27 protein-coding genes and 4 pseudogenes are annotated in these 25000 nt (G+C 54.9%); 19 read left to right on the top strand and 12 right to left on the bottom strand.

Annotated features, from left to right (window positions below; translation table 11 throughout):
- Positions 1 to 179 precede the first annotated feature (179 nt).
- Positions 180 to 395 (bottom strand): hypothetical protein, encoded by a 216-nt coding sequence (locus GQ39_RS08300; protein WP_047528782.1) that lies wholly within the window; start codon positions 393 to 395, stop codon positions 180 to 182.
- Positions 396 to 797: 402 nt separating this feature from the next.
- Between GQ39_RS08300 and GQ39_RS08295 the strand changes: the two genes are divergently transcribed.
- The 3 genes from GQ39_RS08295 (at position 798) to GQ39_RS08280 (ending at position 1895) form a co-directional block, all read left to right on the top strand.
- Positions 798 to 1079 (top strand): hypothetical protein, encoded by a 282-nt coding sequence (locus GQ39_RS08295; protein WP_052193504.1) that lies wholly within the window; start codon positions 798 to 800, stop codon positions 1077 to 1079.
- Positions 1080 to 1157: 78 nt separating this feature from the next.
- Entirely contained in the window at positions 1158 to 1385 is a 228-nt protein-coding gene (locus GQ39_RS08290) for a hypothetical protein (RefSeq protein WP_047528780.1), read from the top strand.
- Positions 1386 to 1661: 276 nt separating this feature from the next.
- Complete coding sequence (locus GQ39_RS08280; protein WP_177329351.1) at positions 1662 to 1895, top strand: hypothetical protein; 234 nt, start codon at positions 1662 to 1664, stop codon at positions 1893 to 1895.
- A 1333-nt stretch (positions 1896 to 3228) separates the two neighbouring features.
- Here the strand turns inward: GQ39_RS08280 and GQ39_RS08275 are convergent.
- The 7 genes and pseudogenes from GQ39_RS08275 to GQ39_RS08250 all read right to left on the bottom strand — a co-directional run bounded on the left by GQ39_RS08275 (position 3229) and on the right by GQ39_RS08250 (position 7215).
- Complete coding sequence (locus GQ39_RS08275; protein WP_047528771.1) at positions 3229 to 3669, bottom strand: CopD family copper resistance protein; 441 nt, start codon at positions 3667 to 3669, stop codon at positions 3229 to 3231.
- Positions 3670 to 3700: 31 nt separating this feature from the next.
- Positions 3701 to 4117 carry a group II truncated hemoglobin gene (locus GQ39_RS08270; RefSeq protein ID WP_047528769.1) on the bottom strand — a complete coding sequence of 139 codons (417 nt, stop codon included), beginning with the start codon at positions 4115 to 4117 and terminating at the stop codon, positions 3701 to 3703.
- A 350-nt stretch (positions 4118 to 4467) separates the two neighbouring features.
- Entirely contained in the window at positions 4468 to 4713 is a 246-nt protein-coding gene (locus GQ39_RS08265) for a hypothetical protein (RefSeq protein ID WP_047528767.1), read from the bottom strand.
- Between the two features lie 358 nt (positions 4714 to 5071).
- Positions 5072 to 5254, bottom strand: a pseudogene (locus GQ39_RS31350) (DUF1289 domain-containing protein); the annotation flags it as partial.
- A gap of 3 nt (positions 5255 to 5257) precedes the next feature.
- Positions 5258 to 5629, bottom strand: a complete 372-nt coding sequence (locus GQ39_RS08260) for a hypothetical protein (protein ID WP_047528765.1) — start codon at positions 5627 to 5629, stop codon at positions 5258 to 5260.
- Positions 5630 to 5771: 142 nt separating this feature from the next.
- Positions 5772 to 6908 carry a nickel/cobalt efflux protein RcnA gene (locus GQ39_RS08255; RefSeq protein WP_047528763.1) on the bottom strand — a complete coding sequence of 379 codons (1137 nt, stop codon included), beginning with the start codon at positions 6906 to 6908 and terminating at the stop codon, positions 5772 to 5774.
- A gap of 7 nt (positions 6909 to 6915) precedes the next feature.
- Positions 6916 to 7215 carry a metal-sensing transcriptional repressor gene (locus tag GQ39_RS08250; protein WP_047528761.1) on the bottom strand — a complete coding sequence of 100 codons (300 nt, stop codon included), beginning with the start codon at positions 7213 to 7215 and terminating at the stop codon, positions 6916 to 6918.
- Positions 7216 to 7728: 513 nt separating this feature from the next.
- Here GQ39_RS08250 and GQ39_RS08245 point away from each other — a divergent pair.
- Both GQ39_RS08245 and GQ39_RS08240 read left to right on the top strand, forming a co-directional pair.
- On the top strand, positions 7729 to 8466 hold the full coding sequence (locus GQ39_RS08245; protein ID WP_047528759.1) for a HupE/UreJ family protein: 738 nt from the start codon (positions 7729 to 7731) through the stop codon (positions 8464 to 8466).
- Positions 8467 to 8478: 12 nt separating this feature from the next.
- Entirely contained in the window at positions 8479 to 9138 is a 660-nt protein-coding gene (locus GQ39_RS08240; RefSeq protein WP_047528756.1) for a hypothetical protein, read from the top strand.
- Between the two features lie 263 nt (positions 9139 to 9401).
- Here GQ39_RS08240 and GQ39_RS31340 read toward each other — a convergent pair.
- Both GQ39_RS31340 and GQ39_RS08230 read right to left on the bottom strand, forming a co-directional pair.
- Positions 9402 to 9545: pseudogene (locus tag GQ39_RS31340) on the bottom strand (transporter associated domain-containing protein); the annotation flags it as partial.
- Between the two features lie 255 nt (positions 9546 to 9800).
- Positions 9801 to 10340: a hypothetical protein gene (locus GQ39_RS08230; protein ID WP_047528752.1), complete on the bottom strand. Its 540-nt coding sequence runs from the start codon at positions 10338 to 10340 to the stop codon at positions 9801 to 9803.
- A 375-nt stretch (positions 10341 to 10715) separates the two neighbouring features.
- On the opposite strand from GQ39_RS08230, the gene GQ39_RS08225 reads away from it, so the two are divergent.
- The 12 genes from GQ39_RS08225 to GQ39_RS08170 all read left to right on the top strand — a co-directional run bounded on the left by GQ39_RS08225 (position 10716) and on the right by GQ39_RS08170 (position 22023).
- Positions 10716 to 11111, top strand: a complete 396-nt coding sequence (locus GQ39_RS08225) for a hypothetical protein (protein ID WP_047528751.1) — start codon at positions 10716 to 10718, stop codon at positions 11109 to 11111.
- A 100-nt stretch (positions 11112 to 11211) separates the two neighbouring features.
- Positions 11212 to 11673, top strand: a complete 462-nt coding sequence (locus tag GQ39_RS08220) for a hypothetical protein (protein ID WP_047528750.1) — start codon at positions 11212 to 11214, stop codon at positions 11671 to 11673.
- A gap of 119 nt (positions 11674 to 11792) precedes the next feature.
- Entirely contained in the window at positions 11793 to 12044 is a 252-nt protein-coding gene (locus tag GQ39_RS33230) for a DUF2933 domain-containing protein (RefSeq protein ID WP_047538605.1), read from the top strand.
- 3 nt (positions 12045 to 12047) lie between these two features.
- A complete protein-coding gene (locus GQ39_RS08210) occupies positions 12048 to 14396 on the top strand; it encodes a heavy metal translocating P-type ATPase (RefSeq protein WP_269082046.1) in 2349 nt (782 codons plus the stop codon).
- A 114-nt stretch (positions 14397 to 14510) separates the two neighbouring features.
- Positions 14511 to 14783, top strand: a complete 273-nt coding sequence (locus GQ39_RS08205) for a heavy-metal-associated domain-containing protein (RefSeq protein ID WP_047528749.1) — start codon at positions 14511 to 14513, stop codon at positions 14781 to 14783.
- Between the two features lie 267 nt (positions 14784 to 15050).
- On the top strand, positions 15051 to 16916 hold the full coding sequence (locus tag GQ39_RS08200) for a copper resistance system multicopper oxidase (protein ID WP_047528748.1): 1866 nt from the start codon (positions 15051 to 15053) through the stop codon (positions 16914 to 16916).
- A gap of 72 nt (positions 16917 to 16988) precedes the next feature.
- Positions 16989 to 17858, top strand: a complete 870-nt coding sequence (locus tag GQ39_RS08195) for a copper resistance protein B (RefSeq protein ID WP_442961744.1) — start codon at positions 16989 to 16991, stop codon at positions 17856 to 17858.
- A 77-nt stretch (positions 17859 to 17935) separates the two neighbouring features.
- On the top strand, positions 17936 to 18322 hold the full coding sequence (gene copC / locus GQ39_RS08190) for a copper homeostasis periplasmic binding protein CopC (protein ID WP_047528746.1): 387 nt from the start codon (positions 17936 to 17938) through the stop codon (positions 18320 to 18322).
- Positions 18323 to 18325: 3 nt separating this feature from the next.
- Positions 18326 to 19264 (top strand): copper homeostasis membrane protein CopD, encoded by a 939-nt coding sequence (gene copD / locus GQ39_RS08185; RefSeq protein WP_047528745.1) that lies wholly within the window; start codon positions 18326 to 18328, stop codon positions 19262 to 19264.
- 150 nt (positions 19265 to 19414) lie between these two features.
- Positions 19415 to 20089 carry a heavy metal response regulator transcription factor gene (locus tag GQ39_RS08180; protein ID WP_047528744.1) on the top strand — a complete coding sequence of 225 codons (675 nt, stop codon included), beginning with the start codon at positions 19415 to 19417 and terminating at the stop codon, positions 20087 to 20089.
- Between the two features lie 86 nt (positions 20090 to 20175).
- The gene (locus GQ39_RS08175; protein WP_152613978.1) at positions 20176 to 20973 is read left to right on the top strand and encodes a substrate-binding periplasmic protein; all 798 of its coding nucleotides are present in this window, start codon (positions 20176 to 20178) and stop codon (positions 20971 to 20973) included.
- Positions 20974 to 21537: 564 nt separating this feature from the next.
- On the top strand, positions 21538 to 22023 hold the full coding sequence (locus GQ39_RS08170) for a glycine zipper domain-containing protein (protein ID WP_047528741.1): 486 nt from the start codon (positions 21538 to 21540) through the stop codon (positions 22021 to 22023).
- 193 nt (positions 22024 to 22216) lie between these two features.
- On the opposite strand, the gene GQ39_RS31335 is transcribed toward GQ39_RS08170, so the two are convergent.
- On the bottom strand, positions 22217 to 22513 hold the full coding sequence (locus GQ39_RS31335) for an ATP-binding protein (RefSeq protein ID WP_236693085.1): 297 nt from the start codon (positions 22511 to 22513) through the stop codon (positions 22217 to 22219).
- 165 nt (positions 22514 to 22678) lie between these two features.
- Positions 22679 to 22807, bottom strand: a complete 129-nt coding sequence (locus GQ39_RS33490; protein WP_269082074.1) for a hypothetical protein — start codon at positions 22805 to 22807, stop codon at positions 22679 to 22681.
- Positions 22808 to 22949: 142 nt separating this feature from the next.
- On the opposite strand from GQ39_RS33490, the pseudogene GQ39_RS08155 reads away from it, so the two are divergent.
- Together GQ39_RS08155 and GQ39_RS33735 are read left to right on the top strand one after the other, a co-directional pair.
- Positions 22950 to 24084: pseudogene (locus GQ39_RS08155) on the top strand (IS3 family transposase).
- A gap of 529 nt (positions 24085 to 24613) precedes the next feature.
- Positions 24614 to 24895: pseudogene (locus GQ39_RS33735) on the top strand (PAS domain-containing protein); the annotation flags it as partial.
- Positions 24896 to 25000: the final 105 nt, after the last annotated feature.

The following is a 25000-nucleotide window of genomic DNA, read 5'->3' as shown; positions in this document are numbered from 1 at the left end:
TTACAGGGGTGAAGAACTATTAACAGAAGACGTGGATCGTAGGCGAAGCGAGCCGGATTCGTCGATTTATGTTGATATGCGCCCCACCTAATCTGGCCTTGCCTCCTGCATTTCAAAGCAAGGTTTCAGCCGGGCCTCGTTGGCCCGAAGGAACGAACACAGAACTCCTGCGAGATCGATCACGCAAGCTTTATGGCGCCACCTTGGATATCGTCGCGCGCCATTCGCAAATCATTGGCGTCTTGGTTGAGCCGATGAATCAGGTTTAGCAAACGTTGGCGCAATACCTCATCTTGGAGCTGCTCTGCAGCACGCATAACATCAAGCGCCGCTGCCTCATTGTTGGTGGCGATGGAGTCGAGCAGTTTGCGCATACTTCTTGATGGCCGATTCATCTCCAACCCTCCCAGGTTCGGTGACGCGAATCATATGGCCGGAATGTTTCGTCAGTATTTCAGTTGCACGAACAGGTTTTGAATCACCAGCTGGAGCTGATTTGAGGCTGGCTGGAGGGTGTCCCATGAGCCGTCCATTACCCTAAAGCACTTCAGCATGCTGTACACGTCGTTGAACTGCGACGCAATCGGCCAGGCGGCACAACCTTCAGTCTATCGCGGGCCTACTCGGCAAACCGAGGCCGGCACCCACCATTAAACTGAGACATGCGTCCTGTTTTTGCTATTTTCATACTTGATAAGGTCATTCACCGTAGACGGTTGATGCAAAGGCTTGGACGCCCCTCCCACATCACTCAGCCAATGAGCCAATCCCTGACACTGCCAACTAGGAGTAAAAAATTGCTTAACCGTCCCGACAAAGAAGCGCTCCGTGCAATGCTGGAGTCGCAAGTCCAAGAGAAACTACAGCACGACCCAGACGCAGTAACGACCTATGCAGCCCAGCCTGTACCTGACCGAAAACCCTACACCAGCAAACCCACGGTTCAAGACAAGGCTTTTAACAAAGAGCTCGAGCAGATGCGTGCAGACGCTGAAGCCGGAGTGATACGTGCGCCTAAGCGCGAGCCGGAGGACGGAGGCGCTCCTAGCCTTAAGCTTGATGATTATCCGGATCTGTAAAACGTGCCACTGAGAACCTGCAGGGAGGAACGGCTTGCCGGTTCAAAGCAACGGACACCACACGTAAGAAAGCCACCTATGAAATTCATCATCGAAGAGTGGGATGGTGACGGTGCAATCCGGATTCCCGATGAGGCTCTGCAGGAACTGGAGCTGGACGTCGGTGACGCCGCGTATCTGATTGAAGAATTTGTCGGCAACACGCGATGCCTTGTTCTATCAAAAAAGCCTCAGATCGCGGATCGAATAGACGAACTCACTGAAGCCTGGGACAACGGACAGCTTGGCCATGCCAAGGGCATATGAGGAATCGAGCATACCTGCCTGCCGACAAGGTGGTGTTTCCGTCCGAGCTGGCGCTGCTGATAATCAGAAAGGCCAGCGCCATGGCGGCAGCCTTTGAAGATCAGGCGCTTGAGCAGCTTACCAAGGAGGCCAAGCGAAAGCTTGCCCAAGGCGTGGAACCTCGGCGAGTAATCAGGCAAATGCGGCTTTAGGCGACGGCGCATGAGGTACATTGAAATTTGATCATCTAACCAAAACAACATCAGCCAGGGTGACACCGTGAACACCAATCAGAAGCTGCGAACCTTTGACCTTATCCGCGAAGCAGTGGTACCGGAGTTCCGAGATCGAGTGGCCGAGTACCTATTTCTCTACGAAGAAGCTCTACACGATGACAATGCTCGCTCTGACGACCTGCGCGCATCGGCAAATCAGCTCAGGGGCTACCTGCGCGGTCTCAATACCACCAGGGTACTGGGCATGGCTGATTGGGAAGAGCTAGACCGCCGTATTGCGGAATCATGGTTATGAACGACGGAGCACCGCACGGTAACCCCCCTCAGCAAAGCTCAAAGAGCTGGGATTGAGTCCATCCCGATAAGCGGTGGCTTTCTCCCTATTGAGTTGTTGTTTGGCTGGCTATGCTCAGAACCAATCACCAGTAGTCTTTTTGTGGGGATGCGCTATGGGCTTTACGATCTGCTACGCCTTCCAGGGTCAAAATAGGGTGTTTGAGCTTCCTGCCAATCATCTCACTCCGCACGATGCCGTGTGTTACGCGCTGTTTAATTCGCCCGCAGTTATACAAGAAAGACCATCAAGGTGGGAGGGTAGCTACTCAGCCATCGTTGAGTTTGCAGAGAGATTTGGCGTCACAAACGTGAGGTGGCATCAATCAATCACCCATCCTCATATCCAGGAAGTCACCGAGGCGCGCCACTGCGCAACAATGGAATAACGTCGCTGCGAAAACAAACCCCATGAATGAGCCGCGTCAATAGCCGATCCTCCTGAAACAGAGTGGCGGGAATGCCATAGTATGGCGCTGAAAGCGGCCCCTGACATTTGCAGAGTCAGTCAACCGGCAGCTTTTCATGGGTTGGCTATCGAACAGAGCGGCAGCTACATTGCAGATATGGTTGTCAGTCAGCGAGGTAACCTCGCTATGCGCCAGCTATTCAACTGAACGGTGGTGACAAAATGAACACACGCCAACGCCGCCAACGAATCATATTTTGGCGGGGCTCGTTCCCCGTGATACTTGGCTTTATCGTTCTGGTCATGGCATTAGTGCTCGCTGACCGAATAGCGCCCAGTCCCCAAGAGATCGACGACGTAAGTTTGAGCCCGCAGGTGGAGCACCCACCAAAATTTAGAAGTCAGGAAGTCGCGCCAATTGCGATACCCTCTCAACGGCTCGAATAGTCCACAGGCGTCTCCCAGCGCGATATCCCTCATTCTAAATAAGTTTAAGTATCCAAAAGCCCGTCGGCTGCGCCGATGCTTGTTGATGTCGATGCCGACGCCGAATTGACCCAAGTGTTGACGCAAGACTGCCCCACCTCCAAATCGAAACAAATTCAGCAAAGGAAATGGTTCGCTAGGTATCAGACTGGGTCAGTGGCATCTTGGTAACTGGGGATGCGGCGGCAACAAGTACGAAGACTGATCTGCGCCGTGCCGGCATTGAACCTTGGGCATGGGTGATCGCCTCCAGGATCACCATTACTTCGTAAACGGCATTGATCCATGCAGCCTTCACTGGAGGCCACGGCGGATAGTCAGCGCCGAGGTGTTTGCTTGTACTACCCCTACAAAATACGCACTCAATCTCCTGATGCGTCGTAGTCAGCATCGCTACACATTACCAGGACAGCAAGACCATCGCCTTGGCCAGAAACAGGATGCCGAGTACGTGCACTAAAACGCTAAGGTGGATCCGCCGTGATCGCAGTGCCGTCATGCGCCCCGTTCGTATCAGGTAAACCACATAGCCGAATTGTCCGAGAATACTCAGGGCCAAGCCGATTTTCAGCGCCAGCAAGGTGCCAAAGCTGCTGGCCAAAGGATTGTGCAGCACCGTTCGATATTGCCAAGCCAATCCCAAGCCTGCGCCGAATAGCGCCAGTACGACCCAGTGCATGACACGACGCGCCCGCACGCCCAAAGCCTTCGACAGCTGCTCGCGTGGCGTCTGATCCAGCTGGCGGGCTGCAGGATTGAGGATCATCACCTCGAAGAACACGCCGCCAATGAAGAAAGCCGCCGCCGTCAAATGAATGAACTTCAACAACAGATAACTCATACCTTCACCATCAGCCTGGATACTCGCTGGATCACCCTCCGCAATGGGCAACCTCCAGCTCGATCACGCTGCTGTTGCGATTACGCACGGCATCGGCAATGCGCGCCATTGGGCCTTGCAGCATCGCCTTGACTTCAGCGCTGGCGCCGATGCGCTCCAGGGCAAGATCCATACACAGTAGCCATTGATCGCGCTCACGCGAACCGATGGCATAGGGCTGGTGCGGTTTGGTCATGCACACCGTTCCGTGACGCTGCTGATACAAGGGCGGCCCGCCCATCCAGCCGGACAGATATTCGTACAGTTTTTCTTTGATGGCCCCGAGATCGCTGCCGTGCATGCGACGGATATCGGCAGCCTCTGGTTGCGTGTCCATGATTGCGTAGAACGCCTCGCACAGCGCGCGCACGCCGGCTGCGCCACCGAGCAGTTGATAGGGATTGGTCATGTTGCGCGCCTTCGAATGGGTCTCGCGCGGATAGTAACGTGACGATAGTGGCGCCTTTTGATATAGGTCATGTTCTGGAGTCAATCTTGACGGGCCAACTCTGGAGTGACTCGTCCAGGGCATGAAAACTTGGAGCCGAGCCGGGCTTAAGCCCGAAGGAGCGATAGGCAAAGTAGCTTTAACTTCGCAGCCCAACATACCGCCTATCGAATCTCACACGCCCCCCCCCCTCTCCAGTCGACCGATAAGATCGAAGACGGCCTCATCATATCCAGAGGACGCTTCAAGCCAAGCCCGCGAACCGGCATGCTTATCCATCCACCCGCGAAATGTATGGCGCCCGCAGTCAGTCATGGAGTGAGAGCTGCCTCGATCAAGCGTGCGTTAGGTACAGCTCGGCGCACGTCTTCTATGGCGCCCTCAATCGCTTCATGTGCAGAGGGTGCTTCACGGACAAACTCAAGTGCTAGACGACCAGGCTGCCCTACTCCGACCAATGCATCATCGCAGCCTTCTTCTGCCAAGCGTTCCACAAGCGCGTCCATGTTGCTCTCATCAGACGCCAGTTCGTAATTAAGGGTGAAGGTAAAGGCCATCTCTAGCTCTCCGCTTCAGCGAGGCTCTACTCGAAGATTCGGTAGCCGGGCCCTGCTGGCCCGAAGCATCGACTATAAGAAAAATGGCTCAACATGGCACCTACTACTGACCGAACCACATGCGATGAGTACGCATGGTGCACCGTCATAAATTGTCTCAGCTTAAGCCCGCCCCTGTTACGTATTGGCACCGTTTCTGCTGGTATTGCAGGGACAACAATAAATATCGAAATCATCTTCACGTCCTCTCCCAGCACGTCATCACTATCAGCGGCTAAAAACCACCACAGCAAGTCTTCGCCTTCGGTTTCCGATGACAAGCACAAGCGGCCTTGCTCAGTACCGATAACCACAGTGATTTACGATTTCTTTTTTTGCAGGCTTTCAGACGCTGAGCCGCACGCTGCACGGTGGCCATCTTTTCGGGACGCTTCATGCGCTTCCATTTTTTGATGTCGTCCCTAGTGCGACCTCAGCTCAGGCATAGTTCGCTGTTCAGTTGGCAAACGGAAATACAGGATTTTTCGATATCCTTGGCCATGATTCAACTCCGCGCAAAGCGTTTGCGCGCCAGGCGCTGCTGCCAGTTACCAGCATTTGCTCGCCGACATTGCTCTTCACTATCGAAGTGCAGATGAGCCAGCACTTGGCTAATGTGGATGCCAGCTGCGAGTAACGCCTTAGTGGTCAGCTCAAGCATCCGCTTGTCTTGTCCGCAGGCGAGCGCTTGATTCCTGCTGGAAAGGGTGTCGAAGACCCAAACAACCATCAGACTGGATGGGAACAGCGCGTAATCCACCTCATGGGTCAACCAGGAAAAACCCACAATCTCCGATTTGGCCGTCTCGCAGGCGTTGGTGAGGGTAGTAATCAGACGACGCTCAATTTGCACTTGTTCGCGTTTACTCAAAAGCATATCGATCCTTACTTCCATCTCGGCAGTGCTGCCTATGCTGGGGGGAGGACAATCTCCCGACCAACATCAACCGCTTGGCAACGCCAAATACTTCGAGGAACAAGCCGAAGGAAGCGTTGAGTTCAAAAACTCGGATGTCGCCTTATGCGTTCAGGCCGATCCAGCCATGGATGCCCACGTAGAGGCCGACACCGATGATCAACACGCTGGACAGGTATGGTGCTCGACGAGCAACCGTACCCAACCAAGGCCAACGGTTGGAGGCTTGTTTGGCACCAATGGCCGCAGCAACACCAACCGCGACCAGGGTGAGCGCCAAACCGATGCTGAAACACAGAACAAGCATGCCTCCCAGTGCTACCTCTTTAACCTGAAGGCAGAGCAGCAGAACGGTAATGGCGGCAGGGCAAGGGATCAAACCACCCGTTAAACCGAACATGACGACTTGGCTCGTGGTGACTTCACGGTTGGTGAAGCGTTTGCGGATATCATTGGCATGCGCACGCTCATGAGCATCCTGATAGCCATCAACCGACAACTCCAACCCTTCCAGCTCGGAATGCACATGTCCGTGATCATGCTCCTGGTAATCCAGGTCGTAATCATGGGAATGACCTGCATGCCCCAGGCTCAGGCGAGCGCTAAACTCATGAGGCTCTGGTATATCAACAGTCGACTCCAGGAAGCCTTCGCGCTCGACGAATGAAAACGTTTGAGTGCTGCCGTCTGGACGGGTAGTCGTCAGACGTACGTCTGAAGCGGGCCATGCATGCCCGGTCAATGCCTTCAGGCGCCAGTGGGGCGGCATACCCTCTTCAAAGATCGACAGTTCGATTCGGCCATGACCGGTGTCAATTCGATGAGTCTCATTATGATGACCATGGTCATGCTCGCCGTGGTGGTGATCATCACCATGCTCGAACTTGAACATCTGTTCACCACGCCAGGTACGCCACAGCATCCAAAGCGCAATCAGAATGATCAGGGCGGAGGATGCAATCTGGAAGTAAGGCTCAGTGGTTTGAGCATCCAGGCCTTTGCCCAGGTACATACCAACGATGGCGACCAACCAGACCACTGCAGTGTGCGACAGCGTCGCGGCCAATCCCAAAAACACAGCCTGTTTGACCGAGCCACGGATGGCCACGATGAAGGCCGCCATCATGGTTTTTGAATGGCCTGGTTCCAGGCCATGCAAGGCACCGAGCAGAATAGCGCTCGGGAAATACAGCCAGGCGTGTGAACCGCCCTGTTGTAAGAGTTCAGCGAAGTTGGGCATGTCAGACCTAGAGGTACTTGGTGATTTGTTTAAAGGCTTCTAGCGGTGCGCGCTCGCCGTTGTTCAACGCCGAGACGGTGTCCTCCAGGCAGTGATCGATGTGATCCTGAATGAGCGTGCGCTTGGCTTGGCAAACCGCTTTTTCAACAGCATGCAGCTGCTGAGCGATGTCCACGCACTGACGCCCCTCTTCGATCATGGCGATGATGCCGCGTAAATGGCCGTCCGCCCGTTTGAGGCGCTTGATGATCGCCTCATGACTTTGGTGGGTGTGGGGATGGCTGTGTTCGTGTTCGTGCTCACTCATGACTTGAGCCTCGGGCCTCAATGAATTACGCTGACATCCTATCCCCCCTAGGGGGATATGGTCAAACGCATCAAAGCCCTACAAAACGAGTTGAAATCCGAACGCTATGTTCAGCAGAACCCTGACAATGACGGTGGTAATCGCACTTGCTCTCGCCATGTTTGTGGCCTGGGCCGGGCATGCCTTTACGTTGTCAGTGACATCGAAACAGCCAGCCTGGGAGATTGCGCAAGACGCACATCACTCCCATGAGCAGCAAGCCGAGATGTCGTGTGCGAGCTGCTCGGATCACTATCACTCCCCGTTGACCCCTGACCATCAGCACGAAACACCACAACTCACCTCTGCGTTGAGTTTGGCTGCGCAACCGAAGCTCTCTATACGGGTTGATGCGCCACGCTATTCCGTCCCCCGTCCGCCGATTTTCTTGATCGAGCGGCCACCCCGTCCTTCGTTCGCATCCTGACCATGGCCGCACTGCGGCCTTTGATCCCTGCAACGTAGGATTGATCTATGCATTCGCACTCGATGAGCGGCGTTGGCGCATTTACTGCGCCATCGCACCGCCCGCTACTGCTGTTGTTTTTATTTGTCGCCGCACTTTTCCTCGGGATACCCGAGGCGATGGCTCACGCCGTCGCGGAAGGTGACAAGGGTTTCATCCAGGAAAGTTCCGGCGTCATGCTGCTGCCCTTCATCTACATGGGCGCCAAGCACATGATGACGGGTTACGACCACCTGCTGTTTCTGTTCGGGGTGATCTTCTTCCTCTACCGCCTGAAAGACGTGGGGCTTTACGTCACGCTATTCGCTGTAGGCCACTCGGTCACGCTGCTGCTCGGCGTACTGACCGAGGTCAGCATCAGCTCGTACATCATCGACGCCATCATCGGTTTCTCGGTGGTGTACAAGGCGCTTGATAACCTCGGCGCGTTCCAGCGCTGGTTCGGTTTCCAACCCAACACCAAAGTGGCCACGTTGATCTTCGGCCTGCTCCACGGTTTTGGTCTGGCGACGAAGATCCAGGAGTACGAGATCTCCCCTGATGGCCTGATTCCGAACCTGATCGCTTTCAACGTTGGCGTTGAGATCGGCCAATTGCTGGCCCTCAGCGCGATTCTCATTCTGATGGGTTATTGGCGTCGTACCGGCAGTTTCTGGCGCCACGCCTATACCGCCAACGTCGCCATGATGAGTGCCGGTTTCCTCCTGATGGGTTACCAGATCACCGGCCTGTTTGTCTCCGCGTAAGGAATTCTGACCATGTTCAATACTCCGCTTCCAACTGTTAATGAACTGCCTAGCACTCGCAAACTGGTGCGTTCGACTGTCATTGCACTGCTGACTGCGGTCGGCCTGCTGGTGACCGTTGTCATGCCTTCGGAATACGCCATTGATCCTACGGGTGTGGGCCGAGCACTGGGACTGACCCAGATGGGCGAGCTGAAGATCATCCTTGCCCAAGAGGCGTTGGCGGATGCCACGCCGCCGCAAGCAGCAGCTCCAGCTCCAGCTCCAGCTCCAGCTCCAGCTCCGCAGGTTGCACAAGTCCAACCTATTGCGAAACCTGTTGCTCAGCCAGTGGCGACACCTACCCAAGCTCTGAAGACCAATCAAATGAGCGTCACACTCAAGCCTGGTGAAGGGACAGAAATCAAACTGGAAGTCCTGAAGAACAAGACTGTCAGCTATGAATGGACAGCCGTTGGTGGGCCTGTGAACTACGACACCCATGGCGAGCCCTACAACGGTGAAAAGGGTTACTTCCACAGCTACAACAAGGGCAAGCAGGTCAAAAGTGATAAGGGCGAATTTACTGCCATTTTTGATGGCACCCATGGTTGGTTTTGGCGCAATCGCAGCAACAACGACGTGACCATCTCCCTGAAAACGACCGGCGATTACTTGAGCGTTAAGCAGTAATTCGAGGATGGCTATTCTCCTGCCGAAAAAGCAGAGAACGCCCTGACCACAGATCATTTAACTTCATCAGTTTTTTGGAAAGGCATCCCCATGAAAACCTCAGCAACTCTGTTCCGTTCGGTGCTCCTGATCTGCTTCCTGGGTCTAATGACTGCATGCAGCGGCGGCGAGCAAGAAACATCCGAGAGCGCTGGCCACGGGCACTCGCACGAGTAATGCCCTGAAAACAAACAAGGCCGCAAATGCGGCCTTGTTTTCTATATTCACTCTTTACGCAACAACACCCTCGTCACACGACGCTCTTCGACCTCCACCACGGACATGCTCCAGCCCTCCCAATTTAGCTTATCTCCAATGATCGGGAGACGATTCAGCAAGCTCATGACCAACCCCGCGAGCGTCTGATATCTATCACCCCGTGTCCCTCATCACGTTGACGTCGACACAGCCTGGTGTAAATGCACCACGAAGCACACTAGCTGTCGCTTTTGACAATGGACGACTTCTTCCTCGTCCCCCAGGAACAGCAAATGGGGATTGGGATGGCGATGTCCTGCTAGCTCGTCACGGTAAGACACAGAAATCGATGTCCGATTGATAGCAGCGAATATGGACTAGCAGGTACATCGCCGATACCGGCGTCTTTCGGCTTACGGCAGAAATCATTTACCTTGCACCACTCGAACATGCGCATGGCTGATGGCTTTGTAGACGCGAATCAATCTTAAAAGCGGCCACCAGTCATATAGAAAAATCTGCAGCGGTTGCCACATCGCCACCCAGCCAACGATCACTAGGCTTTCGCGTGCCATGCCGACTACAGCGCCAGTGCCAAGTTGGCCGATGACATCCACGACAATCAGGCAAAGGGTAACAAAGGCGATGCCGATCACTAGGCTAATGCGGCCATCTCGAAGGAGGTGTTTTAGCTCACTGCGCGTGAGGCCTGCCTTATGATCAAAGTAATTGTGGATTGCCTCGATCATGATCGCACTTGGATCGCCCTCTGCTGGTAGGTGCTCAAGGTGGATTGTGATACGAAGCCGGCTGTCCGACGAAAATTCCGCCGCCCAAGTCTCAATGAACGCTTCAGCTTCGCGATCGAGATCCTTGTTAAGAAAAGGTGTCGGATCCATCGAGTTAAACAACTGCCCAAGCTCGCGTACTCGAAGTTGAAGGTGATGCTCTGGTCTTTTTCTCATGGCACTTACCGATTGTTATGCATTGGCAGTTTCGAGTTGCGCAACTCGCTTTCGCTGCGCCTTAATCCTTACGCAGCGCTCTGACCGCCGCTGGCATCACCGTCAAACCCTAGCTCCAATTTACCTACAGCGTGTCGATGAACAGCCGACGAGGATGACCTGTGTCCAAGAAAACTAAGTTTAGTTCCGCCGAAATAAACCGACTCCGAGAGATTGCACTCACGGAATCATGACCACAGCAACACCTGCTTGCCGCGAAACAGCCTTACTGTCCAAGCGTACCGAAAACCCACTTACTTGATTGAAGTCAACTCTGCGACGGCCTGGATGTCTACACTGGAACAATTAGGGACTAACAGGCCCGTGGAGCACGTCATGTACTGGTTCCGTCATCACTACCGCAATCTTTTGCGACTCACCCTCGGGGTGTGGGTGTTGGCTGTGATCGTGACGGTGTTTCACGGCTGCCTGGTGCAGCCGCAGCACAGCCTGAGTGCAACGCACGAGACGCCTTCCACGCTGCAACAGATGGATGAACATGCGCTGCATGCCAGCGGCTGCCTTAAGCATTGTGCCGATGCAGCAAAGGCGATCAGTCCCGCATCGCAGATCCCGACACTGGATCTCGCCAGTTTGGCGCTTGCCTTGCTGTTACCTGCGATGCTGCTGCTTATCCCCGCTCAAACATTAACCTTCGCTGCACTCGCACTGAAGCGCCCCGCGCCATCGGGGCCTCCAGCCCGCCTGATATTCGTCCGTTTCAACGATTAATCCAACTTTCAGGGCGGTCACACCGTGGCCGTCCTGCTTCATTGCGCCAATTAGGCGCGGCCTAGTAATTCCTACTTGTCTCTAAAACCCGGAGTTCACCATGCAAACACAATTGAAATTGGTTCTTGCCGCTATTTTAGCCAGCAGCATATTCATGGCTTATGCGGAAGATGAGCATCATCCTGCCGACGCACCTGGCGACGCACCTGCCAGTGCAACGGCTGCCAGCGCACCGTCCGAGTCAGCGATGAGCAAAGCGATGAGCGAGCAAATGCAGAAAATGCAGGCAGCTCATGACAAAGCTGCAGCTGCGAAAACCCCTGCCGAGCGGCAAGCAGCTATGCAAGAGGGCATGAAAACGATGAAGGACAGCTTGACCATGATGAGTAAGCAGCAAGGGGCTGCTGGTTGTACGGGCATGGAGATGGGCTCAGGCATGGGGATGTCTGGCTCCAAGGACGGTATGGGTATGGGCATGGGCATGGGTAAAGGAATGATGGAGATGATGATGAAGATGATGGATCAGCAGTCGTCGATGATGGACATGCCAATGAAGAAGTAACGACCGCTATCCACCCAGGATTGCGGCGCTTGCAATGCAACGGCGGTGTCACCATGGCCAGCATGGCTAGAGCGACACCGCCGTACTACTCGATAGAACTCCCTCAGGAGTACAAAACCATGATGAATTCAGCACATTCAGCTAAAACCTCTCCAGCATTTTGGAGGAGCAAACCCGGCATAGCGCTGGACATGCTGTTGGTGATCGCGCTGTTTTATCTGGCCAGAGAACACTACGGCCATATGCTGGGCTTACTGCCTTATATGATTTTGCTGCTGTGCCCGCTGATGCATTTTTTCGGGCACCACCACGGTGGACACAGTCATCACGGCGAAAGCTCAGACTCAACCAAGGATGCGAACAGGAGTTAGCCCATGCACGCCCCTGAGCTTCGTCAAGACGACCCAATACAAAAGCTTGAACCCACCGGTTCCCATGATCCGGTCTGTGGCATGGCCGTCAGTAGCGAAAGCCAGTTCAGTACGCAATATAAGGGGCAAACCTACCGGTTCTGCAGCCAGAAATGCCAAACGACCTTCAGGGCAGAGCCTGAGCGATATCAAATATCTCCGACTGAAATTGAACACATCCATCAGGCACCAGCAGAACCTTTGACCGTTGACACTGAATACACCTGCCCCATGCATCCGGAGATTCGCCAGATTGGCCCCGGCGTCTGCCCCAAGTGCGGCATGACCTTAGAGCCGGCGATCCCGGAATTGGAGGAAAAAGAGAACCCTGAACTCAAGAACTTCACCCAGCGCTTCTGGTGGACATTGCCACTGACAATAATCGTCACCGTTCTGGCCATGGGCGGCCATGCCTTAGTGCTGTTTCACGGCCCCACGCAAAACTGGATCGAGCTGGGACTGGCCGCACCGGTGGTGCTTTGGGCTGGTTGGCCATTTTATGTACGCGGCGTGCGCTCGGTGATTCAGCGAAGTCCGAACATGTGGACGCTGATCGGCCTTGGCACGGCGGCGGCCTTTCTTTACAGCGTTGTGGCGACCCTGGCCCCCGATGTATTCCCCAGCAACTTCCTGATGGACGGCCGTATCGGCGTCTACTTCGAAGCGGCGGCTGTGATCATCTCACTCACCCTCCTCGGCCAGATGCTTGAACTCAAGGCACGCTCGCAAACCTCGGCCGCCATCAAGTCGCTGCTTGGACTGGCCCCGAAAACTGCCCGACGGATCAATGCCAACGGCACGGAAGAAGACATCCCCCTGACGCACGTACACAGCGGCGACACGTTACGTGTGCGACCAGGCGAAAAAGTGCCTGTCGACGGTCAGGTGATGCAAGGCGAAAGCGCTGTGGATGAATCGATGCTCACTGGCGAACCGATACCGATCATGAAGAGGGCCGGCGACGCGCTGATCGGCGCCACTCTCAACATCCACGGCAGCCTGGTGATGCAGGCGCAGAAGATAGGGTCGGCCACCCTGCTCGCACAAATCGTGCAGATGGTTGTTCAGGCCCAGCGCTCAAAGGCGCCGATGCAACGCCTGGCTGATGTAATCGCCGGTTACTTCGTGATCGTGGTGATTACTATCGCCGCGCTGACTCTACTCGGCTGGGGACTGTGGGGGCCCGAGCCGAGCTGGGTGTTCGGACTGATCAACGCTGTCGCGGTCATGATCATCGCCTGTCCCTGTGCCCTTGGCCTGGCGACACCGATGTCAGTCATGGTCGCCACCGGCAAGGCTGCTGGCAGCGGCGTATTGTTTCGCGATGCCGCCGCCATCGAAAACCTGCGCAAAATAGACACCTTGATAGTCGACAAAACCGGCACCCTCACTGAAGGTCGTCCAGCGTTCCATAGCGTCGGGGCCGTACCCGGATTCACACAGGATGAGGTGCTGCGCCTGGCTGCGAGTCTTGATCAGGGCAGCGAGCACCCGTTGGCCCGCGCCATCGTCGATCAGGCACGCGCCGCAGGTCTGGCACTGAGCCCACCTGAAACCTTCGAGTCGGCTTCCGGTATTGGTGTAAGCGGTCAGGTTGAAGGTCGCCGCCTGCAATTGGGTAATACGGCGCTGATGCAGGAAGCCGGCGTCGCCACTGAGCGCTTGCAAGCGCAGGCCGAGAAGCTACGCGGCGACGGTACGAGCATCATGTACCTGGCAGTCAATGGCGCCCTGGCGGGTTTGCTGGCTGTAGCCGATCCCATCAAACCCACCTCGAAGCTGGCCGTCGAGCGTCTGCAGGCGGATGGCGTCAAGGTCATCATGGCCACTGGCGACGGCCTTACCACTGCGCGCTCGGTAGCTCGCCAATTGGGCATTGAGGAGGTGCATGGCGAGGTCAAACCGCAAGATAAAGAACGTCTGGTTGCATCTCTGCAGCAAGCCGGACACCGCGTGGCGATGGCCGGCGACGGCATTAATGATGCCCCCTCGCTGGCTCGCGCTGATGTCGGTATCGCCATGGGTACTGGCACTGACGTGGCGATGAACAGCGCTCAGATCACCCTGGTCAAAGGCGATCTGCTCGGTATCCTGCGTGCTCGCAGCCTGTCAGTAGCAACGGTGAGAAATATGCACCAGAACCTGACCTTCGCCTTCCTTTACAACGCCATGGGCATCCCGCTGGCAGCCGGCTTGCTCTACCCGCTTACCGGTCACCTTCTGTCACCGTTAATTGCCGCACTGGCCATGAGCGTGAGCTCGGCGTCGGTGGTATTCAACGCGTTACGCCTGCGTCAGGCGTCCATTAATTGAGTGATAAAGACCGCTTGACCTTGCCATGGCAGCAAGGTTGAAGATCAGCCAACGTCACAGAAAAGCCGAATGCCTCAGTCTTTGCATGATGCATTTTGTTATGAGGAATCACCGATGAAAACCCTTGAACTGCAAGTCCAAGGCATGAGCTGTGGCTCATGTATCAAGCACGTCACCGAAGCGTTGCGCCCACTTGAAGGCGTCAGCGACATAGCAGTGGATCTCCAAGCCGGACGGGTGAAGGTCAGCGGCGATTCGGACAGCCATGCGCTGCTTACAGCCCTGCAGGACGCTGGCTATCCAGCACAGCTGGCGACAATGGAAAGCGTAGCGAGTAAGAAAACCTCAGGTTGTGGTGGGAACGGCGGCGGTTGCTGCTGTCGGTAAGCGCTATTTTTAAACGGCAATTGACGACTACGTTAGGGCTGTCCAGACACGGCCTATCAAAACAAGACAAATCTATCGGTGCCGCTCAATCGCAGCCCAGCCAAATTGCCGTTGCCAACCTGACGGAAATGTAATCACGCGCCGCCTGATGATGTGACATCGTGCTCGAAAAATGGCGCCTGGAACCGACTCTCTGTAGCGAGCCATGGCCGTACTATGGCAGCGGTTCCGTATCTGCCTGGACTCAGACTTACTGGATACCCCCCGATGCATTCCAGAACATCAAGACGCACTTTCGTGAAAGCCTTGGCGGCAGGCGGGGTACTCGCAGGCTTTGGGCTGTGGCGCAGCCCGGTGTGGGCAATTACCAGTCAGGGGCAGCCGAATGTGCTCGCTGGCACTCATTTCGATCTGACTATCGGGGAGATGGGGGTGAACTTCACTGGCACGCCCCGCACCGCCATGACCATCAACGGTAGCCTCCCCGGCCCGATATTGCGCTGGCGTGAAGGCGATACGGTGACGTTGCGGGTCAGGAACCGGCTCAAGGAAGACACCTCGATCCATTGGCACGGCATCATTCTGCCGGTGAACATGGACGGTGTACCGGGTCTGAGTTTTCACGGCATCGAACCGGGCGGCCTGTACGTTTATTCGTTCAAGGTCAAACAGAACGGCACCTACTGGTATCACAGTCATTCCGGGTTCCAGGAGCAGGTCGGCGTCTACGGCCCGTTGGTCATCGATGCAAAGGATCCCGAACCCTTCAGCTATGACCGTGACTATGTGGTGATGCTGTCCGACTGGACGGATGAAGACCCCGAGCGGGTCATGAAGAAACTCAAGAAACAATCCAGTTACTACAACCTGCACAAGCGCACCGTCGGCGACTTCATTGATGACGTCGGTAAGAACGGTTGGTCTGCCACCGTCGCGGATCGGAAAATGTGGGCTGAAATGAAAATGAACCCCACCGATCTTGCTGACGTTAGCGGCGCCACCTACACCTACTTGCTTAACGGGCAGGCTCCCGATAGCAACTGGACAGGTATTTTTAGGCCCGGAGAACGGCTACGCCTGAGGTTCATCAACGGCTCGGCGATGAGCTACTTTGACGTGCGTATTCCTGGGCTGAAAATGACTGTCGTCGCCGCAGACGGGCAGTACGTGAAACCGGTGAGCGTTGATGAGTTCCGCATCGCCGTGGCCGAAACCTTTGATGTGATCGTCGAACCCACCGAAAACGCATACACCTTGTTCGCCCAGTCGATGGATCGTACCGGTTTCGCAAGAGGTACTCTGGCTGTACATGAAGGGCTCTCAGCTCCTGTGCCTCCCCTGGATCCACGTCCGTTGATCACGATGAGCGACATGGGCATGGGTGATATGGCCGGCATGGATCATGGCGATATGAAGGGTATGACCCAGGACTCGATGCAAGGCATGGAGGGTATGGATCACAGCCAAATGTCGGCCGGCGACGACAAAGGCATGCAGGGTATGACGGGCATGGACGGTGGATCGATGCAGAGCATGGATCACAGTCAGACGCCCGGCTCGGCAGACACGTCAGGTCACTCGATGTCGGGCATGAGCAGCATGGACTCGATGGAGCCTCACCCGGCCTCGGAAGCGAATAACCCGCTGGTCGACATGCAGGCGATGAGCCCCACACCGAAACTCAACGATCCTGGCATGGGATTGAGAAACAACGGTCGCCGGGTACTGACCTACTCAGACCTGAAGAGCACCTTCGAAGATCCCGATGGCCGCGAACCAAGCCGCACCATCACCCTGCACCTGACCGGACACATGGAAAAATTCTCGTGGTCTTTTGACGGCGTCAAATTTGCGGATGCCGAGCCACTTCATCTCAAATATGGAGAGCGCATCCGAGTAGTTCTAGTCAACGACACCATGATGATGCATCCCATTCATCTGCATGGCATGTGGAGTGATCTGGAGGATGAAAACGGTGACTTCATGGTTCGCAAGCACACCATCGACATGCCGCCTGGCACCAAACGCAGCTACCGCGTGACCGCCGATGCCCTGGGGCGATGGGCGTACCACTGCCACCTGATGTACCACATGGAAATGGGCATGTTTCGCGAAGTCCGTGTGCAAGAGTAGGAGCCAGACATGAACTTCGAAAGAACCGCTAAACCGCTACTCGCCGGCCTTGCCATCCTGGGGATGGGTGTCATGCCCTTTGCATATGGGCAGACCGAGCTGATGCAAGGTATGGACGGCAAGCAGATGCAGGAGATGGATCATTCCCAAATGCAGGGTATGGATCACTCTCAGATGCAGGGCATGGATGACAGCCAGATGCAGGGTATGAAACCCGCAGCGCCCCAGCAAAGCCGTACACCCATTCCGGCACTCACCGATGCAGATCGCGCGGCGGTGTTTGAAAGCCATGCCGGCCACCAGATGCACGACAGCTCGATCAACTCATTTTTCCTGATCGATCAACTCGAATGGCAAGACGCTGACAAGGGCAGTGCATTACGTTGGGAAGCCAACGGCTGGATTGGCGGTGACACGGATCGTCTCTGGCTGCGAACCGAAGGCGAACGAACCAATGGCGTGACAGAAAGCGCTGAGCTTCAGGCACTCTGGGGACACGCCGTGAGTCCCTGGTGGGACGTGGTCAGCGGTGTGCGACAAGACTTCAAACCAGGTGCACCCCAGACATGGGCGGCACTGGGGCTGCAAGGCATGGCGCTTTACGACTTCGAAACTCAAGCTACCGCTTACCTGGGCGAGGCTGGCCAGACCGCGATGCGGCTCAAGGGCGACTACGATATTTTGCTGACCAACCGTTTGATTCTGCAGCCCACTGCTGAAATCAACCTCTATGGCAAAAACGATCCACAACGGGTCACAGGCTCCGGGCTGTCGGACACCGAGGTTGGCCTGAGACTGCGCTATGAAGTACGCCGCGAGTTCGCACCTTACATCGGCGTGACCTGGAACCGCGCCTACGGCAAAACAGCGGACTACCGCCTTGAAGAAGGCGAAGACAAGAGCGATACGCGCTTTGTCGTCGGTGTGCGAATGTGGTTCTAAACCTGATCGATAGATACACCCCACATCCAGTCAATCAAAAACACCCCACCCACGGCCCAAGCCGTCAGGAGCCTTGCATGTCATCTTTTAAAGCCCTCGGTGTTGTCGCTGCACTCAGTATCGGTTTGTTGTTGAGCGCTGCTGCCCAGGCGCATCCAAAACTACTGTCCTCTACCCCGGTCAATGGCACCACCGTGGCTGCACCGGCAAAAATCGAACTGAATTTCTCAGAAAAGCTCACCACCCAGTTTTCCGGCGCGAAACTGATCATGACCGAAATGCCGGGCATGTCCGCCCACTCCCCTATGGGTGTCAAAGCGAGTGTCGCGGGTAGCGCCGATCCGAAAATGATGGTTATCACCCCGGCAGCACCGCTCACACCTGGCACATATCAGGTTGAGTGGAGGGCGGTTTCTTCCGATACCCACCCGATCACAGGCACCGTGACCTTTAAAGTCAAGTGATCCATGGACGACTCAATCTACATTAGCCTTCGCTTCGCGCTCTATATCGACCTGATGCTGCTCTTCGGGCTGGCACTGTTTGGCCTGTACAGTCTCAAAGGAAAGGAACGCGCAGACGGTGCCGTGTTGAATTTTGGGTCGTTACTGGGGGGAACTGCCCTTATCGGCATACTGCTATCGATGGCGGCCATGCTCCACATGGCCAAGACGATGAGCGGTATGTCCAGCGTCATGGAATTGCATCACCACATCCTGCAGATGATGCTGATGGACACTGACGTCGGGTTGACCTGGATGGCCCGAATAGCCTCGTTGACGGTGGCGGTCATCGCCGCGACTCTCAATCGACGAGCCCCGGCATTGAGCCTCTGGCTGGTCACATTGTGCGGGGCCATCGCCCTGGCGACGCTGGCCTGGACAGGGCATGGCGCTATGGATGAAGGCAGTCGACGCTACCTGCACTTCACCAGCGATATTGTCCATCTTCTGGGTGCAGGCAGCTGGTTGGGCGCTCTCGCCGCATTCGCGCTGTTATTGCGCTCAACCAACCTCACAGGCGATCTGCAGATGCGGTTGCTGGCTCGAACGCTGACTGGTTTCGAATCAGCGGGGACGCTTATCGTCGCAACCCTGGCTATCACCGGGATCGTCAACTATCTGATGGTTGTCGGGCCAGCATTCGAGACGCTGACATCCAGCAGGTACGGGGCCCTGCTGTCTTTGAAGGTATTCTTGTTTGCGGGGATGCTGGTATTTGCGGCGGTGAACCGCTTTCACCTGAGCCCGCTGCTTGAGCGATCCATTCAGGCAGATACTCACACCGTCGCCATCAACGCTTTACGGCGGAGCATGATTCTAGAGCTCTCGGTCGCAGTGGTCATTATGGGTCTGGTTGCCTGGCTCGGCACACTCAGCCCAGAGATAGAGATGTCAGCTGAGTAACCCGTGAAGTGAATGCAGGCAGTGCTTCCCAATATTCTATGTTGAGCCTGTGCGTCCGCGCTGAGTCGGCTGTAGAAACTACATCAGCTTGTATTGAGGCATCGGTTTTGGCCGCAAACTGCTGCAATACAAATCGTGGAACCTGCCAATATGAAACTCTTGGTAGCTGAAGATGAACTGAAAACTGGAATTTACCTGCAGAAAGGCCTCACCGAGGCCGGTTTTAGTGTTGACCGCGTCATAAATGGTAACGACGCTCTTCAACTCATTCTGGAAAGATCCTATGACTTGCTCATCTTGGATGTGATGTTGCCTGGTCTCAATGGTTGGGACGTCCTGAGAAAGATCCGTGCCGCAGGCGCAAGCGTGCCAGTGTTGTTCCTCTCAGCTCGGGATGGCGTAGAAGACCGAGTTAAAGGGTTGGATCTGGGTGCTGATGACTACATGGTCAAGCCTTTTGCGTTCTCCGAGCTACTTGCTAGAGTCCGAGTCTTGCTGCGTAGAGCAACCCCTCCTTCCAGTCAGACCCATTTAACAATTGGCGATCTTGAGCTTGATCTACTCAAACATCAGGCGTTTCGCGGAGGGAAACGGATTGACCTAACGGCGAAAGAGTTTTCGTTATTGAAATTTATGCTCCAGCACCGCGGTGAAGTTCTTCCGAAATCACTCATTGCATCACAGGTTTGGAATATCCAGCTTGAGAGTGGTACCAATGTCATCGAGGTTGCCATGCGTAGACTGCGAGCGAAAATTGATGACCGTTTTGAATCCAAATTGATTCACACCTCACGCGGCATGGGTTATGTAATCGACATATCGTAGAATAAATCTCGCGCCTGTTTTTCATTATGACGAAAAGCTTTGGCCCATCCACCTTCGGTGGACTCATCGATTCAATAAAGCCTGCCATGTATAAAAAAAAGACTGGTCACAGAATGTGGCCAAATATTGCTCTGCCCCTTCTGACCTGCACACTACAGCTGCTGACAGCGAGCGCCTGCATCGCACAATCGGCGCGCGAGACGCTGACAATCATGGTCGAAGATGCTGCTATACCATGGTCAAAGAGCGATGGCACAGGTTACGCCAATGACGTGGTTGTAGCTGCCTTCAAAGAGATGGGGATCGAGGTTCGACTAAGAGTAGTGCCGTATTCACGCTGTAAGTACATGGTGCTCAGTGGCCAGGTTGCCGCCTGCTTCAACATGAGCTGGCAACCCGAATTCGAGGGCAAGATCAAGCTGGCTGAACAGCCGATCTTCAAAGTACGTAATGACATCTTCGAACATATCAATGCTCCCCTGCCGAAGCCTCCAGATGGAAAATGTGTTTTGCCGCCCGACACTGTCGTTGGCATTACCAGAGATTACGAATACTCAGCCCAGGTGACGGCACTCCAGACCTCTGGCGTGGTGCTCGAAAATTCACTCTCGGATTTAACAAGCCTGCAAAAACTCGCCGCTCGGCGTTTTCAGGCGGCATTGGTCATGAGTAACGACCTTGAGGCCAGGAACCAGAAAGCCATACAGTCCGGCACAGAAGATGTGGTGCGCTTCGCCTTCAATTGCGGAGTGGAAAACTCGACGTTAGGCTTTAGCCTGGCTCATCCAGACGGATTGCGAGCGCTGGAAATGTATGACGAGGGCTATCGACGCATCAAGACCAACGGCGTCCTCAAGGATATTCACATGCGCTGGTTTCCTTAGCTTCATGATTGCCTTGACTAAGCGACTGCGATGTTCAAGAACAACGTAGCAAGAGTAAGCAGCTCAAGCTTCTGGGGACTCAGACATCGCAACTCCTTTGCGTCCCAGTTGTTTAACGCCATACATGGCCTGATACGCCGCTTTAAGCAGCGCTTCGCCACGCCATGGCGGCAGCCCTTGAAGAGCAGGCGCTCGAACAGTGTTGGCGCCAACACCGAATTGACCTACGTGCCGACGCAAGACTGACCCATCTCCAATCGGCAGAAATCCAGCACAGGAAATGGTTCGCGAGGAATCAGACTGAGTCAGTGGCATCTCGGTAACTGGATCAATTCGGCGCCGGCGCCAACAGGCTAGCGGTTTTTTCGCCCCCCCAAATAGGCCTTTCCATATTTGAAAATCGCCTGTCGCAATTAATCTGAGACTGTCGAACACCCCTAAAGTTTCATTGAAAAAACAGCAGCTTAGAGAATTTTGTCAAGCCGTGTTACTCGTCGGATTTCAATTGTAAGCCCCAGTCCAGAGCCTCAGGATCGCCTCGTCACCCCTTTGAGGCTTTCATAAATGAAGTACTCCTCGATTCTCTTGTTGTCACTTGGCCTGCTAAGCGGTGTTGCGTCGGCAGGCGGCAATACCGAAGCAGGCATAGGCGGCGCATTGGGAGGAGTATTGGGCTCGGTGGTCGGCCAGTCGATCGGCGGCAGCACCGGCTCGGCAATCGGCGCAGGCTTGGGTGGCGCGGCCGGTGGTGCGGTGGGCGCCAACAAACACAGCCGTGGCGAAGCGGCCATTGGCGGCGCACTGGGCGCAGCCGGCGGTAACGTGGTAGGTCGCAAGATGGGCGGCACCTCTGGCAGCCTGATCGGTGCGGCAGCCGGTGGTGGCTTGGGCAGTGCCCTGGGCAACAACATGGGCCGGGAATATGATGATGAAAGTGGTCATCGCTACCGTGATGGTTACTATGACGACGATCGCGGCTGGCGTCGCCACCACCACGACCGTGGCCATCACTATGGCTGGCGCAAACACCACTGGCGCGACGACGACTGATCCCCGCGTAACAGGCCCATTGGAAGGGCTGGCCGCAGCAGTCGCGGCCAGCCAGACTAACACCTCCAGCGCCCTCAGGCTTTCAGAACCATTTCTGCAAGCCTCAGCTTTCCCAAGCATAACAGCGGCGGTCTGGACAATGATCGTCCAAATGAAGCTGACTCCGATGGCCGCCAAGTAAAGCAACTTTCGGTCATGAGGGATTCAACGTGCGGGTTCGTCTATCCAACACTCTGAAAGTTAAGTTCACCGATGTTCCTCGGTTTTCACGGCTGCTCAGATTCGCTTCACCACCAAAGCTTTCCATAATTTGCTTTACCATGATGAACCCAATACCCAGATTACCTTGCTTGGTAGTGTAGAAAGACTTGCAAGCCATCATTTCTTTTTGTCGTGCCAATCCACTTCCGCTGTCGTCGATGGTTAGACAAAGCCACTGACGGGCTTCATCTAGCTTTGCTTGAATAGTTAACGTCCCTCCTGTTGGCATCGCATCTGTGGCATTGGCAACAACGTTATTAAGGATCTGGGGGGAAGTAAAAGCGGATTGCTGATGACCTTAGGTATGGGTTGAGCTTTGAACTCAACCTGAATGTTTGATTGACTGAGTTGCTCCCAGCGCGCCCCTTTAGATTAAACCTATAGCCGAAAGCGTTTAACCAAGCCATGCGACCGACTTAATAACATCGAGCACACCGCCGATTTTGTTGCTTTCCTCTCTCAGATTCCCCATGGCCGCAGTGGAGTTGCCGACTTCGATAGCCAGACGTTCGATTTGGGCCACGGCCTCTCCAACAACCTTGTCACCCTCTCGTGCTTGGTGATCTGAATCGCCCCTGATTTCGCAGATAGGTGTGAACGTCGGCTGGACTGCCCCCGGCACCGTAGACATCTCCAGCCTATGATTTGAGCATAGGAGGAAGTTTATGAGCACCCAACGATTCACGCCGGAATTCAAGGCAGAGGCCGTCAGGCAAGTCATTGAGCGCGGATACTCCGTTGCGGAAACAGCCGAGCGCCTCGGCGTTTCAACCCACAGCCTATACAAATGGGTCAAAGCCGTGACGCCTGACAAAACCGAGAACAGGCCAGCGAGTTGCTCGAAGCCAAAAGTGAGATTTTACGGCTGCGAGCCCAAATGCGACTCTTGGAAGAAGAGCGCGACATATTAAAAAAAGCAGCGCGGTACTTCGCCAGGGAACCCGAGTGAAATACCGCTTCATGAACGAGCACCGACATCAATACGCGATCACTACGCTGTGTCGGGTTTTGCAAGTTGCTCGTGCCGGGTTCTATCAATGGCTACACAAGCCTGTTTCTGATCGCGAAAAAGAGAATGGTCGGCTGTTAGGGCTGATCCGCGACTCCTATGCGGCCAGTCGAGGTGTGTATGGCGCACGGAGGGTGTTTGCTGACTTGCGCGAGGCTGGAGAAAGTTGCGGCAAGCACCGTGTCGCGGCATTGATGCGTACCAATAAAATCAAGGCGCTCAGAGGATATAAAGCCCCGCGCGCAATCAAAGGCAGACCATCGATCATTGCCCCCAATCGACTCAACCGGGCCTTCACTGTCGATGCCCCTAATAAGGCTTGGGTGACCGATATCACTTACATCCGAACGTGGCAGGGATGGCTATATCTGGCTGTCGTACTGGATCTCTACGCTCGCAAGGTGGTCGGCTGGTCAATGAAGCCAACGCTAGGCAAGGAGCTGGCGCTGGACGCGCTGCTCATGGCGGTATGGCGCCGTAAACCCAAAACCAGAGTCATCGTGCATTCGGATCAGGGTAGCCAATATGGTAGCGATGACTGGAAACGTTTTTGTCTGGCCAACCACCTCGAGCCGAGTATGAGCCGCCGAGGAAACTGTTGGGACAATGCGGTGGCGGAGTCTTTTTTCAGCAGCCTGAAAAAAGAGCGTATCCGTAAGCGGATCTACAAAACCCGGGACATGGCCCGGGCCGACGTATTCGATTACATTGAAGCGTTTTACAACCGAACGCGTCGTCACAGCCACCTGGGCGGCGTCAGTCCTGAAGCCTTTGAAAGAGCCTCACTTTGAGGCTGGAAAATGTCTATGGGGGCGGGGGCAGTCCAGGCTTTTGGTCGATTCTGTTGAAAAAGTCGGTTGGCCCAAAATGCTCGAATAAGGATGGGGGAAAACACTCTTCTATACGCGCTACTTAAAATCCGAGACTGGAAGCCTATGCTGAAAGCAAGGATTTGAATCTCAGGCGCGAACTTCTCTTCCGTGGAAACCAAGCCGGACTTTTCCAACAGAATCGGCCGTTCTATGCCGATCTTGGTTACGAAGCGTGCTGATCAAAAGGACTGCAAGCGTGTCGTCAAGTGAACTCCAATTTCGCATCTATGATGCCATCGGCATAGAGGCAGTCGCGTCTTCGCTGGAAGCGACTACCCCCTATAGAAGCTACGGAAAATGTACTTCCCAGATTACCGCCGTCCGTGACGGATACCACGCAATGAGAGACAGCAATCTTCAATTCAGCTCAATAACCGCACAAAAGTTACGAGAATAGCAGAGGCGATGGCACAATGGTCATACGTATGCCTATTGTAGAGAATTAACCTTGCGTGCAACTCAAACGATTACGTCTGTTGAGCAAACTTTTCCTGCCCAGCAGCGCTTGATCTCAGCTACTGATTCCAGCGGTAAAATTACCTACTGCAATGATGAATTCACGAAAATTAGCGGCTACTCCCGCGAGGAGCTAGTCGGAAGTCCACACAATTTGGTACGTCACCCTGACATGCCACCTGCTGTTTTTGGGATGATGTGGAGCTACCTGAAGGCTGGAAAAAGCTGGATGGGGGTCGTAAAAAATCGTTGTAAGAATGGCGACTTTTACTGGGTCAATGCGTACGTCACTCCCATTCTCGAAAATGGCCATCTAGTAGGCTACGAGTCCGTAAGGGTCAAACCGACTCGCGAACAAATTGAGCGTGCACAAACACTG

It is taken from the genome of Pseudomonas sp. 11/12A (assembly GCF_000800055.1).
GTDB lineage: Bacteria > Pseudomonadota > Gammaproteobacteria > Pseudomonadales > Pseudomonadaceae > Aquipseudomonas > Aquipseudomonas mohnii.
The sequence above is the reverse complement of the archived record's forward strand: the minus strand, read 5'-3'. Positions and strand labels throughout refer to the sequence as shown.